Source organism: Enterobacter sp. PL1 (genome assembly GCF_945957325.1).
Taxonomy (GTDB): domain Bacteria; phylum Pseudomonadota; class Gammaproteobacteria; order Enterobacterales; family Enterobacteriaceae; genus Enterobacter; species Enterobacter roggenkampii.
Genome location: NZ_CAMFKT010000010.1, coordinates 112,481 through 127,399 on the forward strand (window position 1 = coordinate 112,481; position 14,919 = coordinate 127,399).

The following is a 14,919-nucleotide window of genomic DNA, read 5'->3' on the forward strand; positions in this document are numbered from 1 at the left end:
GCGGCGAGTATGTTTAAGCAATACCTGCAAGTAACGAAACCAGGCATCATCTTTGGCAACCTGATCTCCGTGATCGGAGGGTTCCTGCTGGCCTCTAAGGGCAGCATTGATTACGCCCTCTTTATCTACACGCTGGTCGGTGTGTCACTGGTTGTTGCGTCCGGTTGTGTATTTAACAACTACATCGACATGGATATCGACAAGAAGATGGAAAGGACCAAAAATCGGGTGCTGGTGAAAGGCCTGATCGCCCCTTCCGTCTCGCTGGTGTACGCCACCTTGCTGGGTATTGCTGGCTTTATGCTGCTGTGGTTTGGTGCTAACCCGCTGGCCTGCTGGCTGGGGGTGATGGGGTTCGTGGTGTATGTGGGCATCTATAGCCTGTATATGAAACGTCACTCCGTCTACGGCACGCTGATTGGTTCTCTCTCCGGCGCTGCGCCGCCGGTGATTGGCTACTGCGCGGTTACGAACGAGTTCGACAGCGGTGCGCTGATCCTGCTGGCTATCTTTAGCCTGTGGCAGATGCCGCACTCCTATGCCATCGCGATTTTCCGCTTTAAGGATTATCAGGCAGCGAACATCCCGGTTCTGCCGGTCGTGAAGGGCATCTCCGTTGCCAAGAACCACATCACGCTGTACATCATCGCCTTTGCCGTGGCAACGCTGATGCTCTCTCTGGGTGGTTACGCCGGATATAAATATCTGGCGGTAGCGGCTGCGGTGAGCGTCTGGTGGCTCGGCATGGCGCTGCGCGGTTACAAAGTGGAAGATGACAAAGTCTGGGCGCGCAAGCTGTTTGTGTTCTCGATTGTGGCCATCACCTCGCTGTCCGTGATGATGTCCGTGGATTTCATGGTGCCAGATTCACATAACCTGCTGACTTACGTCTGGTAAGCCACAACAGGTAAATAAAGGGGTGCTTCGGCACCCTTTTTTATTCATAAAATCCATTAATAACGCATGTAATATTTGTTAAATAACCCTTTATTTACCCCGCCCCTTCCCCGCACTACACTATGGCCTGCTTTTGAACTGAGGTGGTAATGAACGATTATAAAATGACGCCAGGCGAGCTGCGCGCGACCTGGGGCTTAGGGACTGTCTTCTCGCTACGGATGCTTGGCATGTTTATGGTCCTGCCTGTTCTGACCACGTACGGTATGGCGCTGCAGGGGGCCAGCGAGGCGCTGATTGGCCTCGCCATTGGCATTTATGGTCTGGCGCAGGCGGTGTTCCAGATCCCGTTTGGCCTGCTCTCTGACCGGGTGGGCCGCAAACCGCTGATTGTCGGCGGGCTGCTGGTCTTTGTGCTCGGAAGCGTCATTGCCGCCCTTTCCCACTCCATCTGGGGGATTATTCTTGGCCGCGCCCTGCAGGGCTCCGGCGCGATTGCCGCCGCGGTGATGGCGCTGCTGTCAGACTTAACCCGCGAGCAGAACCGCACCAAAGCCATGGCCTTTATCGGCGTCAGCTTTGGCGTGACGTTTGCGATTGCGATGGTGCTGGGTCCGATAATCACCCATGCGCTCGGCCTGCACGCCCTGTTCTGGATGATTGCCGTGCTGGCGACCCTCGGCATTGCCTTAACCCTGTGGGTGGTGCCGGACAGCAAAAACCACGTCCTCAACCGTGAGTCGGGGATGGTTAAAGGCTGCTTCAGCAAAGTGATTGTCGAGCCGCGCCTGCTTAAGCTGAATTTTGGCATTATGTGCCTGCACATCCTGCTGATGTCGACCTTTGTCGCCCTTCCCGGCCAGCTTGCCGCAGCGGGTTTCCCGGCGGCTGAGCACTGGAAAATCTATCTGGTCACGATGTTGATTTCGTTTGTCTCCGTCGTGCCGTTCATCATCTACGCCGAAGTGAAGCGCAAAATGAAGCGCGTCTTCGTGGGCTGCGTGGCGCTCCTGCTGATTGCCGAGATCGTGCTCTGGGGCGCCGGCCCGCACTTCTGGGAGCTGATCGCCGGGGTACAGCTGTTCTTCCTGGCGTTTAACCTGATGGAAGCCCTGCTGCCGTCGCTGATCAGCAAAGAGTCCCCCGCCGGTTACAAAGGCACGGCGATGGGCATTTACTCCACCAGCCAGTTCCTCGGTGTGGCGATCGGCGGCTCGCTTGGCGGCTGGGTCGACGGCCTGTTTGATTCACAAACCGTGTTTCTCGCGGGCGCGCTGCTGGCAACAGTCTGGCTGCTGGTTGCCGGCACCATGAAAGAGCCGCGCTACGTGAGCAGCCTGCGCGTAGAAATCCCGGATGATGTGGAGATTAGCGACGCGCTGAAACAGCATCTGGAAGCAAAAGAAGGGGTCACGGAGGTGCTGATTGTTCCCGAAGAGCGCAGCGCTTATGTCAAAATTGACAGCAAGGTGACCAATCGCTTTGAGGTCGAGCAGGCGCTGAAAGCGTGAAAAAAAGCCCGGGTAAACCGGGCTTTTTATATTAATCGCGGAAGTTTTTAAACTGGAACGGTTGCCCCAGGTCGCCGCCGCGCACCAGCGCCATCACGGACTGCAGGTCATCGCGGGATTTACCGGTCACGCGAATTTCTTCGCCCTGGATCTGCGCCTGCACCTTCAGCTTGCTGTCTTTGATGAGCTTAACGATCTTCTTCTGCACCGCGCTCTCGATGCCCTGCTTCAGCTTCGCTTCAACAAACCAGTTCTTACCGCTGTGCACAAACTCGTCCGGCACGTCCAGGGACGTCCCTTCGATGCCGCGCTTCAACAGCTTGGCGCGCAGAATGTCGAGCAGCTGATTCACCTGGAAATCAGACTCGCTCAGCACCTTAATGGTCTTATTTGCATCGTTCAGCTCAAACGACGCCTCAACGCCACGAAAATCGAAACGTGACTCAACTTCGCGGGTTGCGTTCTCAACGCCGTTGCGAACTTCCTGGATATCAACTTCGGAAACAATATCGAAAGATGGCATCTTTTCTTCTCCCTTCACTTTTGTTGCGTTGCATAATACCCGCTACGAGGCATAACTCAACAGAAGCTTAGCTGTATAATTAAGCTGTAACACCTGGCGCAGTTGCAGGTGAGGAGGAACAATGAAAATTACGGTGCTCGGATGCGGAGCGCTTGGTCAGCTGTGGCTGACTGCACTGTGCAAGCACGGACATGAGGTTCAGGGCTGGCTGCGCGTGCCCCAGCCTTATTGCAGTGTAAACCTGATTGGTGAAGACGGAAGCATCTTTAACGAATCCCTCACCGCGAACGATCCTGATTTCCTGGCGCAAAGCGACCTTTTACTGGTGACGCTTAAAGCCTGGCAGGTCTCAGACGCGGTAAAAACGCTGGCCGCGCAGCTCCCCCCCACTTCGCCCATACTGCTGCTGCATAACGGCATGGGGACCCTGGATGAGCTGAAAAGCGTTCCGCAGCCCCTGCTGATGGCCACGACCACCCACGCTGCGCGCCGCGACGGCAACATCATCGTGCATGTCGCCAGCGGCGTGACGCACATCGGGCCTGCCAGAACGCAGGATGGGGACTACAGCTATCTTGCCGATGTGCTGCAGAAGGTGCTCCCGGACGTGGCCTGGCATAACCACATTCGCCCTCAACTCTGGCGCAAGCTGGCCGTTAACTGTGTGATCAACCCGCTGACGGCGCTGTGGAACTGCCCGAACGGTGAACTGAAAAACCATCCGCAGGAGGTGGCGTCCCTCTGTGCAGAAGTCGCGGCGGTCGTTGAGCGGGAAGGGCTACATACCTCGGCAGACGATTTACGCTGTTATGTCGAGCAGGTTATTGAGAGTACAGCTGAGAACATCTCCTCGATGCTGCAGGATGTTCGGGCATTACGCCACACGGAGATCGACTACATCACCGGCTATCTGCTAAAACGCGCCCGCGCGCACGGCATCGCGGTGCCGGAAAACGCCCGTCTGTATGACCTGGTTAAACGTAAGGAGAGTGAATATGAGCGCGTCGGCACTGATCTGCCTCGCCCCTGGTAGCGAAGAGATGGAAGCGGTCACCACCATTGATCTGATGGTGCGCGGCGGCATTAAGGTCACCACCGCCAGCGTCGCCAGCGACGGTAATCTGGCAATCACCTGTTCACGCGGGGTGAAAATCCTTGCAGATGCACCGTTGGTACAGGTGGCTGACGGAGATTACGACATCATCGTGCTGCCCGGCGGGCTGAAGGGCGCGGAATGTTTTCGTGACAGCCCGCTGCTGGTTGAGACCGTGCGTCAGTTCCATTTATCCGGCCGCATCGTCGCCGCCATTTGTGCCGCCGCCGGAACGGTTTTGGTTCCACACGATATCTTCCCCATTGGCAACATGACCGGCTTCCCGGGGCTGAAAGACACCATTCCGGAAGATCAATGGGTGGACAAGCGCGTCGTCTGGGATCCCCGCGTCAACCTGCTGACCAGCCAGGGCCCGGGCACCGCGATTGATTTTGGCTTAAAGATTATCGACCTGCTGGTCGGGCGCGAGAAGGCGTACGAAGTGGCGTCATCGCTGGTGATGCCGGCGGGGATTTATAATTACTATGAAGAGTAGTGCATAAAAAAAGCCGGGTGGCGGCTACGCCTTACCCGGCCTACAAATGCACGGTACCGTAGGCCCGGTAAGCGAAGCGCCACCGGGCGAGAAACTACGGACGATACACCTTCACATTGGCAAAGCCCTGCTCGCGCAGATACAGCGCCTGCAGGCGACTCATCACCCCGCGCTCACACCACAGCAGGTACGTTTTGCTCTGGTCGAGGTCGCCAAACTTTGTGCTCAGCTTGTAGAACGGCAGAGAAACCACTTCGACGCCGTCAACCTGCAGCGGCTTGTCATCCTGCTCGTCAATGGAGCGGATATCCAGAATCGCGTCGTTCGCGCCGAAACCGCTCACGGTCTCCACTTCTACCACTTCCTGCTCGGTCTGCTGGGCGATCTCGCGGATATCAATGTTGGACGCTTCTTCCACCACTTTATCCAGAATGCTGAAATCGAAGTTCTCTTCTTCCGCTTCGATCTTCGCCTTCACCGCTTTGACGGTCGGGCTTTTTGAGATCACGCCACAGTATTCCGGCATGGTGCGGGCAAAATCTTCGGTACCGATTTCGCGCGCCAGATCGATGATGTGCTCTTTATCATGGGAGATCAGCGGACGCAGGATCAGGGTATCAGACACGTTGTCGATCAGGCGCAGGTTGGTCAGCGTCTGGCTGGAGACCTGCCCCAGCGCTTCACCGGTGACCAGCGCCTGCACGCCGTAGCGTTCAGCCACTTTGGATGCCGCACGCACCATCATACGCTTGAGGACAACGCCCATCTGGCCGTCGTCCACTTTCTCAAGGATTTCGCCGACCACCGGTTCGAAATTGATTGCCACGAAACGCACGCGGTGAGAGCTGCCGAAGCGGTTCCACAGGTAATGCGCCACCTGACGAACGCCGATTTCGTGCGCCGCGCCGCCCAGGTTGAAGAAGCAGTAGTGTACGCGGCAGCCGCGGCGCATCAGCATATAGCTGGAGACGCCGGAGTCGAAGCCGCCGGAGATCAGGGACAGAACATCTTCCTGAGTCCCGATCGGGAAGCCGCCGATACCTTCATAACGGCCTTTCACCAACAGCAGGCGATCGTTTTCGATCTCCAGATTAACGGTCACGTCCGGGTTGGTCAGACGCACGCGCGCCGTCTCAACGTGCTGGTTCAAACCGCCGCCAACGTAACGTTCCACTTCAATGGAGCTGAATTCATGCTTACCGCGACGCTTCACGCGCACGCAGAAGGTTTTGCCTTCGATCTGGTCGCGGTACTGGACCAGCGCTTTCTCGAAGATGTCGTGCATATCGCTAAACGGGACATCTTCCACTTCCAGGATATGGTGGATACCTGGAATACGGGTCAGCGCGTTGCGAATATCCTGACGTTTGTTTTCGTCTTTTGCACGGACCTCAACGTGGTCCCAGTGGCGCACCACGGCGAGGGTTTCGTCGTAGTGCTTTAAAACGTTACGAATGTTCCCGGTGAGAATTTTAATAAAGCGCAAACGCACAGATTGGCTTTTGATGGTGATTTCAGGGAACAATTTAATGATAAACTTCATGGCGGCAATGTTTCTTAGGCAAGCGTATTAAGGCTTGTAATGGAAAAGAGTACAGCAGCCCACACCCGTGGCTGCATCCAGGCGCGCAAGTATACCACCATCGCGCCGCTCCTGTGCACATTGCGCGTTATTTGATAATTGCCCTGAGTCCGTTACCATGTCGGGGCTGAGAATATAAGAGTCAATTCACTATGCCGAAGAAGAACGACGCACCGGCCAGTTTCGAAACTGCGCTGAGTGAACTGGAGCAAATCGTTACCCGTCTTGAGAGCGGCGATCTCCCGCTGGAAGAGGCGCTCAACGAATTCGAGCGCGGCGTGCAGCTGGCGCGCCAGGGGCAGGTCAAACTGCAGCAGGCCGAGCAGCGCGTGCAGATCCTGCTTTCCGACAGCGAAGACGCGAAAACCACGCCTTTCACACCGGACGCCGAGTAAATGGATTTTGCCAACGAGCTTCAGGCGCGCGTCGTGCGTGCCAACGACGCCCTGCGCCGATTTATTGCGCCACAGCCTTTTCAGAACACTCCTCTGGTTGAAGCCATGCACTATGGCGCACTCTTGGGTGGAAAGCGCCTGCGCCCGTTCCTGGTGTACGCCACCGGCAACATGTTTGGCATCAGCGATAACACGCTGGACGCACCGGCAGCCGCCGTTGAGTGCATCCATGCCTACTCGCTGATCCACGACGATCTCCCGGCGATGGACGACGACGATTTGCGTCGGGGTCAACCCACCTGCCACATCAAGTTTGGCGAGGCGAATGCCATTCTGGCGGGTGATGCCCTGCAGACGCTGGCGTTCTCGATTCTGAGCGACGCGCCAATGGCCGAAGTGGCTGACCGTGACCGTCTGGCAATGATTTCCGAACTGGCCATGGCCAGCGGCGTGGCCGGCATGTGCGGCGGTCAGGCGCTGGATCTTGAAGCGGAAGGACGTCAGGTTAATCTGGAACAGCTGGAGCGTATTCATCGCCATAAAACCGGGGCATTGATTCGTTCCGCCGTTCGCCTGGGCGCGCTGAGCGCGGGTGAGCAAGGGCGCAAAGCCCTGCCGATTCTGGACAGATACGCAGAAAGTATCGGTCTGGCATTCCAGGTTCAGGATGACATTCTGGATGTGGTGGGCGATACTGCAACATTGGGTAAACGTCAGGGTGCGGACCAGCAGCTTGGCAAAAGTACCTACCCCGCCCTGCTGGGTCTTGAGCAAGCCCAACGTAAAGCCCGGGATCTGATTGACGATGCCCGCCAGTCACTGAATGAACTGGCTGCGCAATCGCTGGATACCTCGGCACTGGAAGCGCTAGCGGACTATATAATCCAGCGTGATAAATAAACTATATATCTCGATGAGCCTTTGATGAGTTTTGATATTGCCAAATACCCGACACTGGCGTTAGTTGACTCCACCCAGGAGTTACGTCTGTTGCCGAAAGAGAGCCTGCCGAAGCTGTGCGACGAGCTGCGTCGCTACCTGCTCGACAGCGTAAGCCGCTCCAGCGGCCATTTCGCCTCCGGGCTTGGCACGGTAGAGCTGACCGTGGCGCTGCACTACGTCTATAACACGCCGTTCGATCAGCTCATCTGGGACGTGGGCCACCAGGCCTATCCGCACAAAATTCTGACCGGACGTCGCGATAAAATTGGCACTATTCGTCAGAAAGGTGGCCTGCATCCGTTCCCGTGGCGCGGTGAGAGCGAGTATGACGTGCTGAGCGTCGGCCATTCCTCCACCTCCATTTCTGCGGGCATCGGTATTGCCGTCGCCGCCGAGAAAGAGAACAAGCAGCGCCGCACCGTCTGCGTGATTGGCGACGGTGCCATCACCGCGGGTATGGCCTTCGAAGCCATGAACCATGCGGGCGACATCAAGCCGGACATGCTGGTTATCCTCAACGATAACGAAATGTCGATCTCCGAGAACGTTGGCGCGCTGAACAACCATCTGGCACAGCTGCTCTCCGGCAAGCTTTACTCCTCGCTGCGTGAAGGCGGTAAAAAAGTCTTCTCCGGCGTACCGCCGATCAAAGAGCTGCTTAAGCGTACCGAAGAGCACATCAAAGGCATGGTCGTGCCGGGTACCCTGTTTGAGGAGCTGGGCTTTAACTATATTGGCCCGGTTGACGGCCACGACGTACTGGGGCTGGTCACCACGCTCAAAAACATGCGCGACCTGAAAGGCCCGCAGTTCCTGCACATCATGACCAAAAAAGGGCGTGGCTACGAACCAGCGGAAAAAGATCCGATTACCTTCCACGCGGTACCGAAATTTGACCCGTCCAGCGGCTGTCTGCCGAAAAGCAGCGGCGGCATGCCGAGCTATTCAAAAATCTTCGGCGACTGGCTGTGCGAAACCGCCGCAAAAGACAACAAGCTGATGGCGATCACCCCGGCCATGCGCGAAGGCTCCGGCATGGTAGAGTTCTCTAAAAAATACCCTGACCAGTATTTCGACGTGGCCATTGCCGAGCAGCACGCAGTGACATTTGCAGCGGGCCTGGCGATCGGCGGCTACAAACCGGTTGTCGCTATCTATTCCACTTTCCTGCAGCGCGCCTACGATCAGGTGATCCACGACGTGGCGATCCAGAAGCTGCCGGTGCTGTTTGCTATCGATCGTGCGGGCATCGTCGGTGCCGACGGCCAGACGCACCAGGGCGCGTTTGACCTGTCGTTCCTGCGCTGCATTCCGGATATGGTGATCATGACGCCAAGCGACGAGAACGAATGTCGTCAGATGCTGTTTACCGGCTACCACTATCAGGATGGCCCAAGTGCCGTTCGCTATCCGCGCGGCAATGCGGTGGGCGTTGAGCTGCAGCCGCTGGAGAAGCTGGCGATCGGTAAAGGTCTGGTTAAACGTCGCGGTGAGAAAGTGGCGATCCTGAACTTCGGCACGCTGATGCCAGAGGCGGCGAAAGTAGCTGAAACGCTGAATGCCACCCTCGTGGATATGCGCTTTGTGAAGCCGCTCGACGAATCCCTGATCCTGAGTATGGCTGAGGCGCACGACGTGCTGGTCACGCTGGAAGAGAACGCGATTATGGGCGGTGCGGGCAGCGGCGTGAACGAGGTGCTGATGGCAAACCGTAAAGCCGTTCCGGTACTGAACCTCGGCCTGCCGGACTACTTCATCCCGCAAGGTACCCAGGACGAAGCCCGCGCGGCGATTGGCCTGGACGCTGCCGGTATCGAAGCTAAAATCCGCGCCTGGCTGGACTGATCCCTCCCCCCTTTTCCGCTCCTGCTATGCTTAAACGTATTGTTTAAACAGCAGGAGCGGAACCGTGCAATACACAACATTAGGAAAAACGGACCTTAAGGTTTCCCGACTTTGTCTGGGATGCATGACCTTTGGCGAGCCCGATCGGGGGAACCACGCCTGGACGCTGCCGGAAGAGAGCAGCCGTCCGATTATCAAACGCGCCATCGAGGGCGGCATTAACTTCTTTGACACCGCCAACAGCTACTCCGATGGCAGCAGCGAGGAGATTGTCGGCCGCGCCCTGCGCGATTTTGCCCGTCGGGATGACATCGTCGTTGCCACCAAGGTCTACTACCCGGTGGGGGACCTGCCGCAGGGCCTTTCTCGCGCGCAGATCCTGCGTTCCATTGACGACAGCCTCAGGCGCCTGAACATGGATTACGTCGACCTGCTGCAAATTCACCGCTGGGATTACAACACGCCGATCGAGGAGACGCTTGAGGCGCTCAACGACGTCGTCAAAGCCGGTAAAGCACGCTACATCGGCGCATCGTCGATGCACGCGTCGCAGTTTGCTCAGGCGCTGGATCTGCAGGCGCAGCACGGCTGGGCGCGCTTTGTCACCATGCAGGATCACTACAATCTGATCTATCGTGAAGAAGAGCGTGAGATGTTGCCGCTGTGCCATCAGGAGGGCGTGGCGGTCATCCCCTGGAGCCCGCTCGCGCGCGGTCGCCTGACCCGTCCGTGGGGGGAAACCACGGCCCGGCTGGTATCCGATGAGGTGGGGAAAAATCTGTACGGCGGAACAGAAGCCAGCGATGCGCTGATTGCCGAACGTTTGGCCGGGATTGCCGACGATACCGGCGCAACCCGCGCCCAGGTAGCGCTGGCATGGCTGCTGGGTAAACGCGGCGTCGCGGCTCCCATTATCGGCACGTCCCGGGAAGAGCAGTTGGACGAACTGTTAAACGCGGTGGATATCACGCTGACGCCCGAACAGGTTGCCGAGCTGGAGACGCCGTATCAGCAGCATCCGGTGGTGGGGTTTAAATAAGCCCCTCTTTTGTAGGCCGGGTAAGGCGGAGCCGCCACCCGGCAATACAGAGCGTACAACATCACGCGAAGTGATCGTACCCTTTCCAGTCCAGCGTAACCGGCGCACCGTCTTTCACAAACTTCAGCCCTTCACTCTCCGGCATGATCTGCCCGATACAGGTGAATTTCGCGCCAAGATGCGCTAACGCCACGTCGAGCGTTCCACGGTTCAGCTCCGGAACGGTAAAGCACAGTTCATAATCTTCACCACCGGACAGCGCCCAGCGCAGCGCCTGCTCAGGTTCGACATGACGAAGCAGTTCCTCTGACAGCGGGAACAGATCCAGGTCAACGCGCGCGCCGACACCGCTCGCCTTCAGAATATGGCCAAGATCTGAGATCAGCCCGTCAGAGAGATCGATAGCCGAGCTTGCGCGCTCGCGCAGCGCCTGACCGTGCAGAATACGCGGCGTCGGGCGCAGATGGCGTTTCACCAGATACGCCGCATCGTCAGCGTTCTTCACGGTTAAGCGATCCTGAAGAATCGCCAGGCCCGCGGCGCTGTCGCCCGGTGTACCGGTCACGTAGATCCAGTCGCCGGGTTTTGCACCCGAACGCTTCAGCGCGCGACCAAGCGGTACATAGCCATGGATCGCCAGCGTCATCGACAGCGGCCCGGCAGTGGTATCACCGCCAATCAGCTGCATATCGTAGTAGTTAAGCTGCTCAAACAGCGCATCGCTGAAAGCTTCAAGCCAGGCTTCGTCTACCTCAGGCAGCGTCAGCGCCAGGGTTAACCACGCGGGATCGGCCCCCATCGCCGCCAGATCGCTGACGTTAACCGCCAGTGCCTTATACGCCAGATCGGCAGGATCGATATCCGGTAAAAAATGACGTCCGCACACTAAGGTGTCGGTGCTGATTGCCAGCGTCTGTTTTTCGGGAATATTGAGAAGTGCACAGTCATCGCCGATGCCGGTTTCAACATCAAGACGAGAGGTTCTGACACGGTCGAAATAACGGGCAATCAGGGAGAATTCGCCGCATGCCATACGTTATGCCTCAGCAAATAAAAGAAAAAACCGGAGCCGCACTGCCCGTCAGGCAATGCAGAACTCCGGTTTGCGGATCACTTTTTGTGGGGACGGATCGCAGGTGCTGCTTTATCAAGTACGCCGTTTACAAACTTGTGGCTGTCTTCAGCGCCGAAGGTTTTCGCCAGTTCGATCGCTTCGTTGATGGCCACTTTGTACGGCACATCATCACGTTTAGACAGCTCAAACAGCGCAATGCGCAACACTGCTTTTTCTACCTGACCCAGCTCTTCGAGCAGACGGGACAGGTAAGGTTTCATCAGACCATCGAGATACGCGCTATTAGTCGCCACTCCCGACAGCAGTTCACGGAAGTACAGAACGTCAACGTCTTTCACGTCCTGTTCTGACAGGAACTGGTATTCAACATCAGCGATGTCGTTCTGGGACAACTGCCAGGAGTAAAGTGCCTGGACGGCACATTCACGGGCGCGGCGACGAGCAGCAGGTTTCACGGAATTCCCCTTACAAAAAAATCAGGCCTTGATGGCTTTCAATACATTGATCATTTCAAGCGCGGTCAGTGCAGCTTCTGCACCTTTGTTACCGGCTTTGGTGCCAGCACGTTCGATGGCTTGTTCAATACTTTCGGTGGTCAGCACGCCGAACGCGACAGGAATTTCAGCATCCTGCGCAACGTGTGCCAGACCGTTGCTTGCACCGCCCGCAACGTATTCGAAGTGCGCAGTGCCGCCACGAATAACGGTACCCAGCGCAATCACCGCGTCATATTTACCGGTTTTCGCCAGCGCGCCCGCCGCCAGTGGCAGTTCGTAAGCGCCTGGAACCCAAACAACGGTAATGTTGTCATCTTTAACCTGGCCGATACGTTTCAGGGCGTCAACCGCACCTTCCAGCAGGCTATCGTTGATGAAGTTGTTGAAACGCGCAATGGTGATGGCGACGCGAGCGTCCGGGGTAGCTACAGCAGCTTCAATAATGTTCATACTCTTCCTTTACGGGTTCATTTGGCCCCGCAGGGGGGCGGATTTTATCATAATACTTTGCGCACTGCTTCCCTATTTCGGGAGCAATTACGCTGTCGTTAAGTGGAGGCAGACATCCGGACCTACCGGACGAATCTCGCTAAATTTGAGTTGTGGTGCATCGGCCAGTTTTTCAAGGCCGGGCAGCACAAACAGGCCGCGCGCGTCACTGCCCAACAGTTTAGGCGCAACGTAGACGAGAAGCTCATCCACCAGCCCGGCCTGTAAGAACGCGCCGGCGAGCGTCGGGCCTGCTTCGACCCAGATGCTGTTCACCTGCTGCTTGCCGAGCAGCATCATCAGCACCACCAGATCCAGATGCCCGTTATGTTCCGGCACCGTAATGCTGCGTACGCCTTCCGGCCATGCGCGCGTATCTTCTTTGGTGCGCGCAATCCAGGTTTCCCCTGGCTGCTTGACGATGCGGTGCTCCGGCGTCACGCGGTTCTGGCTATCAATGACAATACGCAGCGGCTGACGCAGGTTCTCCTGCGGATACAGAGCCTGGGTATCGGCATTCAGCTCGTCCCAGCGCACGGTCATGGCCGGATCGTCAGCCAGAACGGTTTCACTGCTGGTGAGAATAGCATGGCTTTGCGCGCGCAGACGTTGCACATCGCGCCTTGCCTGCGGAGATGTTATCCACTGGCTCTCGCCGTTTGCCATTGCCGTACGACCGTCCAGCGAGGCACCCAGCTTAAGCTGGATATACGGGAACCCGGTACGCATGCGCTTCAGGAAACCTTTGTTGAGCGCTTCCGCGTCCTGCATCATCAGGCCATGGCTGACGTCAATGCCTTCCTGCTGCAGACGATACAGACCACGTCCGGCCACCTGCGGATTCGGGTCCTGCATCGATGCAACCACGCGCGACACCCCCGCGGCAATCAGCGCGTCGCAGCACGGTGGCGTACGCCCGTGATGGCTGCAGGGCTCCAGCGTAACGTAGGCCGTCGCACCGCGCGCCTTCTCGCCGGCCATGCGCAGCGCATGAACCTCAGCATGCGGTTCGCCTGCGCGATAGTGAAAGCCCTCCCCCACGATCTCGCCATCGTTAACGATAACGCACCCGACGTTCGGGTTGGGATGGGTCGTAAAACGACCGCGCTGCGCCAGCTTCATGGCTCGCGCCATGTACATCTCATCTTGCATGAGCTTAATCCTGTAAGCGGGCGATCTCTTCGCCAAACTCTTTGATGTCTTCGAAACTGCGGTAGACCGAGGCAAAGCGGATATAGGCGACCTTATCGAGCTTTTTCAGCTGCTCCATTACCAGGTTGCCGATCATCTTGCTGGGCACTTCACGCTCACCCAAACCACGAAGGTAAGATTTTATGTGGTTTAGCGCCATCTCCACGTCGTCCGCGCTGACGGGACGTTTTTCAAGGGCTTTCAGCATTCCGCTGCGCAGTTTCTCTTCGTTAAACGGCTCACGCACGTCGTTACTTTTAACCACGCGCGGCATGACCAGCTCTGCCACCTCAAAGGTCGTGAAACGCTCGTTACACACCAGACACTGCCGACGACGGCGCACTGAAGACCCTTCGCCCACAAGGCGAGAGTCGATGACTTTGGTATCCACAGCGGAGCAGAATGGGCAATGCATACGGTATCCCTGTTATCTGGTTAACTGATTTTCATTTTACCCTGAACTGGCCTGACAACAAAGGAAGAGCTTTTTGAGAAAAAGGATCTATGTCTGACACAATGATGCTGGCTACCATTAGGACGATCCGTTATTTCAAGGAAATAAACGCAATGACAAGACGTTACCTGAAAATATTGCTGGTGGGGAGCCTCTTCACCCTTAGCGCCTGTGCACAGCAAACCGAAGTCCGTCAGATGAAACAGAGCGTCAATACGCTCAATACGGCGATGGACAAGCTAAACAAAGAAACGGTGAAGATCACCCAGCAAAACGCGCTGAACGCGAAATCTACCAGCGGGGTGTACCTGCTGCCGGGAGCGAATACGCCTGCCCTGCTGAACAGCCAGATTGGCACGCTAAAAATGTCTCTGGTGAATGTGGCGGCGAATGCCGATGGTACTCGCGCAACATTACGCATCAAGGGAGAGTCCAACGATCCGCTTCCGGCCTTCAGCGGCACCGTCGAGTGGGGCCAGATCCAGGGCACCACGGAGAACTACCAGGAGGTGAACGTGAAGAATCAGCTCTTCACCGCCCCGGCCAGTGTTTTAGCACCCAGTGATGTGGATATTCCGCTTCAGTTAAGCGGCCTTACGCCGGAACAGTTAGGCTTTATCCGCATTCACGACATTCAACCCGCCGCGCAGTAATCCTCTCTTTTTTAGCGGAGTGAAATGTCACTCCGCTAACATTTACATTTCGTATGGATTGGCAACATAAATGATTGCCGCTACAATCCCGGCCGTTTAAAGTACGCAAACGTGAACGCAATCGATTACGCGTATGAGAGATATGTGAAACAACACATATTTTTGTGAGCAGGGATTCCTATAATAGGCACCGCAGAAACACGAAATATTTAGAAACGCAATTCGCGCATTTTTCAC

Annotated in this window: 16 protein-coding genes; 9 read left to right on the top strand and 7 right to left on the bottom strand. The window is 56.8% G+C overall.

All coding sequences use genetic code 11. The annotated features are described in order from the left end of the window. Positions 1-9 precede the first annotated feature (9 nt). Together cyoE and N6P30_RS11465 are read left to right on the top strand one after the other, a co-directional pair. Positions 10-897, top strand: coding sequence for a heme o synthase (cyoE, locus tag N6P30_RS11460; RefSeq protein ID WP_008503325.1), 888 nt, complete (start codon positions 10-12; stop codon positions 895-897). 149 nt (positions 898-1,046) lie between these two features. Further along, positions 1,047-2,408 (top strand): MFS transporter, encoded by a 1,362-nt coding sequence (locus tag N6P30_RS11465; protein WP_023293164.1) that lies wholly within the window; start codon positions 1,047-1,049, stop codon positions 2,406-2,408. A gap of 31 nt (positions 2,409-2,439) precedes the next feature. On the opposite strand, the gene N6P30_RS11470 is transcribed toward N6P30_RS11465, so the two are convergent. Beyond that, positions 2,440-2,931, bottom strand: coding sequence for a YajQ family cyclic di-GMP-binding protein (locus N6P30_RS11470; protein WP_023293165.1), 492 nt, complete (start codon positions 2,929-2,931; stop codon positions 2,440-2,442). 121 nt (positions 2,932-3,052) lie between these two features. Here N6P30_RS11470 and panE point away from each other — a divergent pair, with 121 nt between their 5' ends. Together panE and yajL are read left to right on the top strand one after the other, a co-directional pair. Next, positions 3,053-3,964 (top strand): 2-dehydropantoate 2-reductase, encoded by a 912-nt coding sequence (gene panE, locus N6P30_RS11475; protein ID WP_008503328.1) that lies wholly within the window; start codon positions 3,053-3,055, stop codon positions 3,962-3,964. Next, positions 3,927-4,520 carry a protein deglycase YajL gene (gene yajL / locus N6P30_RS11480; RefSeq protein ID WP_008503329.1) on the top strand — a complete coding sequence of 198 codons (594 nt, stop codon included), beginning with the start codon at positions 3,927-3,929 and terminating at the stop codon, positions 4,518-4,520. The genes panE and yajL overlap by 38 nt, the downstream gene beginning before the upstream one ends. Before the next feature lie 94 nt (positions 4,521-4,614). Here yajL and thiI read toward each other — a convergent pair whose 3' ends face one another. After that, on the bottom strand, positions 4,615-6,063 hold the full coding sequence (gene thiI, locus N6P30_RS11485; RefSeq protein WP_023293166.1) for a tRNA uracil 4-sulfurtransferase ThiI: 1,449 nt from the start codon (positions 6,061-6,063) through the stop codon (positions 4,615-4,617). Between the two features lie 191 nt (positions 6,064-6,254). Between thiI and xseB the strand changes: the two genes are divergently transcribed. The 4 genes from xseB (at position 6,255) to N6P30_RS11505 (ending at position 10,323) form a co-directional block, all read left to right on the top strand. After that, complete coding sequence (gene xseB / locus N6P30_RS11490) at positions 6,255-6,497, top strand: exodeoxyribonuclease VII small subunit (protein WP_008503331.1); 243 nt, start codon at positions 6,255-6,257, stop codon at positions 6,495-6,497. Beyond that, entirely contained in the window at positions 6,498-7,397 is a 900-nt protein-coding gene (gene ispA / locus N6P30_RS11495) for a (2E,6E)-farnesyl diphosphate synthase (RefSeq protein WP_008503332.1), read from the top strand. It begins immediately after the preceding gene. Between the two features lie 24 nt (positions 7,398-7,421). After that, positions 7,422-9,284, top strand: coding sequence for a 1-deoxy-D-xylulose-5-phosphate synthase (gene dxs, locus N6P30_RS11500; protein ID WP_008503333.1), 1,863 nt, complete (start codon positions 7,422-7,424; stop codon positions 9,282-9,284). A gap of 64 nt (positions 9,285-9,348) precedes the next feature. Next, the gene (locus N6P30_RS11505; RefSeq protein ID WP_023293167.1) at positions 9,349-10,323 is read left to right on the top strand and encodes an aldo/keto reductase; all 975 of its coding nucleotides are present in this window, start codon (positions 9,349-9,351) and stop codon (positions 10,321-10,323) included. Positions 10,324-10,384: 61 nt separating this feature from the next. On the opposite strand, the gene thiL is transcribed toward N6P30_RS11505, so the two are convergent. The 5 genes from thiL to nrdR all read right to left on the bottom strand — a co-directional run bounded on the left by thiL (position 10,385) and on the right by nrdR (position 13,990). Next, positions 10,385-11,356: a thiamine-phosphate kinase gene (gene thiL, locus N6P30_RS11510; RefSeq protein WP_021241664.1), complete on the bottom strand. Its 972-nt coding sequence runs from the start codon at positions 11,354-11,356 to the stop codon at positions 10,385-10,387. 77 nt (positions 11,357-11,433) lie between these two features. Beyond that, positions 11,434-11,853, bottom strand: a complete 420-nt coding sequence (gene nusB / locus N6P30_RS11515) for a transcription antitermination factor NusB (RefSeq protein ID WP_006809908.1) — start codon at positions 11,851-11,853, stop codon at positions 11,434-11,436. 21 nt (positions 11,854-11,874) lie between these two features. Beyond that, positions 11,875-12,345, bottom strand: a complete 471-nt coding sequence (gene ribE / locus N6P30_RS11520) for a 6,7-dimethyl-8-ribityllumazine synthase (protein ID WP_003859098.1) — start codon at positions 12,343-12,345, stop codon at positions 11,875-11,877. A gap of 87 nt (positions 12,346-12,432) precedes the next feature. Next, positions 12,433-13,536, bottom strand: coding sequence for a bifunctional diaminohydroxyphosphoribosylaminopyrimidine deaminase/5-amino-6-(5-phosphoribosylamino)uracil reductase RibD (ribD, locus tag N6P30_RS11525; RefSeq protein ID WP_023293168.1), 1,104 nt, complete (start codon positions 13,534-13,536; stop codon positions 12,433-12,435). Between the two features lie 4 nt (positions 13,537-13,540). Then, positions 13,541-13,990 (bottom strand): transcriptional regulator NrdR, encoded by a 450-nt coding sequence (gene nrdR / locus N6P30_RS11530; protein WP_008503337.1) that lies wholly within the window; start codon positions 13,988-13,990, stop codon positions 13,541-13,543. A gap of 152 nt (positions 13,991-14,142) precedes the next feature. On the opposite strand from nrdR, the gene N6P30_RS11535 reads away from it, so the two are divergent. After that, positions 14,143-14,682: a DUF3251 domain-containing protein gene (locus N6P30_RS11535; RefSeq protein ID WP_008503338.1), complete on the top strand. Its 540-nt coding sequence runs from the start codon at positions 14,143-14,145 to the stop codon at positions 14,680-14,682. Positions 14,683-14,919: the final 237 nt, after the last annotated feature.

Bases quoted from the DNA above. Each gene is read 5' to 3' on its own strand.
- cyoE (WP_008503325.1), top strand. From the start codon at position 10: ATGTTTAAGCAATACCTGCAAGTAACGAAACCAGGCATCATCTTTGGC.
- N6P30_RS11465 (WP_023293164.1), top strand. From the start codon at position 1,047: ATGAACGATTATAAAATGACGCCAGGCGAGCTGCGCGCGACCTGGGGC.
- N6P30_RS11470 (WP_023293165.1), bottom strand. From the start codon at position 2,931: ATGCCATCTTTCGATATTGTTTCCGAAGTTGATATCCAGGAAGTTCGC.
- panE (WP_008503328.1), top strand. From the start codon at position 3,053: ATGAAAATTACGGTGCTCGGATGCGGAGCGCTTGGTCAGCTGTGGCTG.
- yajL (WP_008503329.1), top strand. From the start codon at position 3,927: ATGAGCGCGTCGGCACTGATCTGCCTCGCCCCTGGTAGCGAAGAGATG.
- thiI (WP_023293166.1), bottom strand. From the start codon at position 6,063: ATGAAGTTTATCATTAAATTGTTCCCTGAAATCACCATCAAAAGCCAA.
- xseB (WP_008503331.1), top strand. From the start codon at position 6,255: ATGCCGAAGAAGAACGACGCACCGGCCAGTTTCGAAACTGCGCTGAGT.
- ispA (WP_008503332.1), top strand. From the start codon at position 6,498: ATGGATTTTGCCAACGAGCTTCAGGCGCGCGTCGTGCGTGCCAACGAC.
- dxs (WP_008503333.1), top strand. From the start codon at position 7,422: ATGAGTTTTGATATTGCCAAATACCCGACACTGGCGTTAGTTGACTCC.
- thiL (WP_021241664.1), bottom strand. From the start codon at position 11,356: ATGGCATGCGGCGAATTCTCCCTGATTGCCCGTTATTTCGACCGTGTC.
- ribE (WP_003859098.1), bottom strand. From the start codon at position 12,345: ATGAACATTATTGAAGCTGCTGTAGCTACCCCGGACGCTCGCGTCGCC.
- ribD (WP_023293168.1), bottom strand. From the start codon at position 13,536: ATGCAAGATGAGATGTACATGGCGCGAGCCATGAAGCTGGCGCAGCGC.
- nrdR (WP_008503337.1), bottom strand. From the start codon at position 13,990: ATGCATTGCCCATTCTGCTCCGCTGTGGATACCAAAGTCATCGACTCT.
- N6P30_RS11535 (WP_008503338.1), top strand. From the start codon at position 14,143: ATGACAAGACGTTACCTGAAAATATTGCTGGTGGGGAGCCTCTTCACC.